The organism is Armatimonas sp. (assembly GCF_043760365.1).
In the GTDB taxonomy this organism is placed as follows: Bacteria; Armatimonadota; Armatimonadia; order Armatimonadales; family Armatimonadaceae; genus Armatimonas.
In genome coordinates this window covers 1-2929 of the sequence record NZ_JAYUPA010000911.1, presented here as the reverse complement: position 1 = coordinate 2929, position 2929 = coordinate 1, and the positions used below count along the sequence as shown (strand labels likewise).

At 57.2% G+C, this 2929-nt stretch carries 4 protein-coding genes; 1 reads left to right on the top strand and 3 read right to left on the bottom strand.

Features of this window, described 5'->3' with window-relative positions; all coding sequences use genetic code 11:
* Window positions 1-553 (top strand): pyridoxal-phosphate dependent enzyme (locus tag ACH2EH_RS22830; RefSeq protein WP_395145381.1); only part of this gene is annotated, 553 nt, incomplete at its 5' end.
* A 3-nt stretch (window positions 554-556) separates the two neighbouring features.
* Here the strand turns inward: ACH2EH_RS22830 and ACH2EH_RS22825 are convergent.
* The 3 genes from ACH2EH_RS22825 to ACH2EH_RS22815 form a co-directional block, all read right to left on the bottom strand.
* Entirely contained in the window at window positions 557-1876 is a 1320-nt protein-coding gene (locus tag ACH2EH_RS22825; protein ID WP_395145379.1) for a hypothetical protein, read from the bottom strand.
* Window positions 1873-2373 carry an RNA polymerase sigma factor gene (locus tag ACH2EH_RS22820; protein WP_395145377.1) on the bottom strand — a complete coding sequence of 167 codons (501 nt, stop codon included), beginning with the start codon at window positions 2371-2373 and terminating at the stop codon, window positions 1873-1875. Before ACH2EH_RS22820 ends, ACH2EH_RS22825 begins: the two co-directional genes overlap by 4 nt.
* Before the next feature lie 72 nt (window positions 2374-2445).
* Window positions 2446-2929, bottom strand: a 484-nt coding sequence (locus ACH2EH_RS22815) for a hypothetical protein (RefSeq protein ID WP_395145376.1), incomplete at its 5' end; no start/stop codon positions are given.

The following is a 2929-nucleotide window of genomic DNA, read 5'->3' as shown; positions in this document are numbered from 1 at the left end:
GCCGCGCCTGACTCCCTGCGACACCATCGCCGATGGCATCGCGATCAAGGCCCCGAGTGAGCGCACGTTCGAGTACATTCAGGCCCTCGCCGACGACGTGGTGACCGTGAGCGACGAGCGCATCGCGGAGGCAATTCTCTTGCTCCTCACGCGCATGAAAGTGCTGGTCGAGCCATCGGGCGCGGCGGGGCTGGCGGCACTGCTCGCCCATCCGGGGCTTGGCGTCGGGCAGACGGCGTGTATTCTCTGTGGCGGCAATATTGACCTCAAGCTCCTCTCTGATCTGATCGAGCGCGGGATGATCCGCACCAGCCGCTACTTTCACTTCTTCACATCGTGCCCCGATCGCCCCGGTGGCCTCGCGGCGCTTCTGGACACCATTGCAAAAGCGGGTGGCAACGTGATGGAAGTGACCCACAACCGCATCAGCGCCGAGATTCCCTACGGTCGCACCGGCGTTGAGATGCTGATCGAAGTGCGCGGCGAGGAGCACATTGCTCGCCTTGAAGAGCGCCTCCAGGCAGGCGGCTACCCCGTCCGGCGGCTGGACTGAGCCCTACGGATAGTTTGGGGGAAGCGTCACGCGAAAGTACCGAACCTGACCATGGTCGCTGCCTTGCACGAGGACAAATCGCCCCATGACCCGAACTCCCCTCTCCAGTTGCCAGCCCGTGCCCCGAGGAACCAGGGTTTGCAGATCCAGACAGCGCCCGTCTTTCCAGACAAACGGCGAAGGCTTATCGGTTATCTGATCCACCATCACTCCCACCACCTTGCCTTCGTCATCAATGTCCTCACAGGAGAGGCAGACCTTCCCAAAAACCGGGGGCTTCTCCCAGAGAAGGCGTGGCTTCGCGGAGGGTGAGTCCCAGATCGCTCCCATGCCCTCGCTATTGCGCGAGATGGTTCCGATCAGCATTCCGTTCTTATTCATCTTTTTAGGCTCCGCTTCCCAGAGAACCTCCCCATCCTTCTTTTTTTCTGCCATCGGGAGAGGAATAATTTTGTTTCCTAAGCGAACCGAATGAACGCTTCCTGTATTCGTTTTTGGATTGACACTAGTAACCAATCCCTCCTGCTCTTCTTTTGGCCACGACAGACAAGGCTCAGGCTTGCCATCACGCCAGAGCGTCAACTGGTCTTTCACAATAGTAATCCACTCACAATTTGGCATCATGATACCCAAACCATTTCCAGACCCATTATTTGTCGAAGGGCGAATTTCCCCCCCCAGTTTTACAACCCCAGCTATCCGGCTATACCCAATAATTCCATTTTTCGTAACGGTCTGAGCACTGGATATTTGATAGCCAGGGAGCGGAGCTAGCATTTCCCATTTCCCATCATGAAACCAAAAACTACAACTTATTTGCGCTGAAGAATCTTTATATCTTAGCGTTTTACCATGTAAATCTCCTAATAATTCCCCGTTTTCCACTACCTGTACATGAGACAATGCTTTTTGGGGAAAACGTGACTGCAGTGCAATGGATTCGGGTAAGTGAATTTTTTCGGAGAGCGAGTGGGATGGCTGCCAGCGTTGGGCAAAGCCTAGTGTATTTGCGATAACCGTCCCATCAGCTAGTAGGTAGGGATGGCCCGATGCCGCCGCCAACTCGCCGCCAGCTTCAACCATGAGAGGTTCAACTTTCGCGCTCCTGACTAGGGATCTCACATTCAGGACGAGAGCCGTCATACCACTCAAGGGCAGGCCGATCACGGCCAGTGCAGTACCCGTTCGTTGCCAGCGATGGCGAGTACGGACTGGGGGGAGCGCAGCCCTGATCTGTGTATTAACAGCTTGCACTTTCTCGTCGGCTAGTGTGCTCTCCACGTGCCAGAGCCGTGCTTGTTGATCTAGCTCGTTCTCGGTCATTTAATTTTTCCCTCTGAAAGCAGCTCCCGCAGGCGGCGCGTTGCCTCAAAGACGCGGGCTTGCACCGTTCCCTGTGGCACACCTAGAATTTTTGCGGCCTCTTTATGCGTCCAGCCCTCGGCCTTGACCAGCACAAACGCCTCGCGCTGGCTCTCGGAGAGGGCACAGATCGCGCGATCTAAGTCCAGCCGCAGGGCGATGTCTTCCGGCGCAATGCCTTCCGATTCATCCAGCGACTCGGTTTTCAGCGGCGAGCGTTTCTGCTGGGCACGCCACGTACGAATCGTGATGGTGTGCAGCCAAGTGGTGAGCCGGGCCTTGCCCATAAAGAGCGGGAGGGTCTTGAGCGCCGCCAGAAGCGTCTCCTGCGTGATGTCCTCCGCCTCGGAAACGCAGCCCGCGCTGAGGCGTAGTGCCAGGCGATAGATGCGGTCCTTGTGCTCCAGAAGGAGTTTTGGGTCGAGCGTCAGCATTGCTTTCAGAGAGTTAGTGGGCATTGTGCCCGATTTTGTTGGAAAATAAAAAAATCCCCTCCACAGGCCGACGGCCTGCGGAGGGGATTCAGGACTCTAGCCTTTCTTGAAGACCACGCTGTCTTGGGTGGCGCTGGCAACCCGCAGGTTGAACGCCTTCAGCGACTCCTCTGCTAGCAAGCTCCCCACAATTCCTTTGAGAGTCTTCGCACTCCCTCGGACGGTGATCTCCGTCAGCTCCGGGGTGTAGCTCTTCAGCTCTGCCCCTGCGATTCCCTGGAGTTTGCTGAGCACCTCCACGATCTGTGTGGCCTCACTGTAGTCCCCAAGCCCCTGGAACTGAAGCGCGGTAACTCGCATGTCCTCAATATCGTTCTCGGAGGCGAGGGGGATCTTGTCCATCAGCCGCGCCACAAGCTGCTGCACGGCGCGCTCCGTACACTTACCCGCTTGCGACTCATTCCATGCCGTATTCTTATCCGCAGGAGGCGTGGCCTGAGAATCCTGCTCCGTTTTCTTGCTTCCCAGCACCGCACTCAGGCCCAGCTTGAGCAGCTCAGCCCCTCCAAAGCTCTTGCTC

Bases quoted from the DNA above. Each gene is read 5' to 3' on its own strand.
- ACH2EH_RS22825 (WP_395145379.1), bottom strand. From the start codon at position 1,876: ATGACCGAGAACGAGCTAGATCAACAAGCACGGCTCTGGCACGTGGAG.
- ACH2EH_RS22820 (WP_395145377.1), bottom strand. From the start codon at position 2,373: ATGCCCACTAACTCTCTGAAAGCAATGCTGACGCTCGACCCAAAACTC.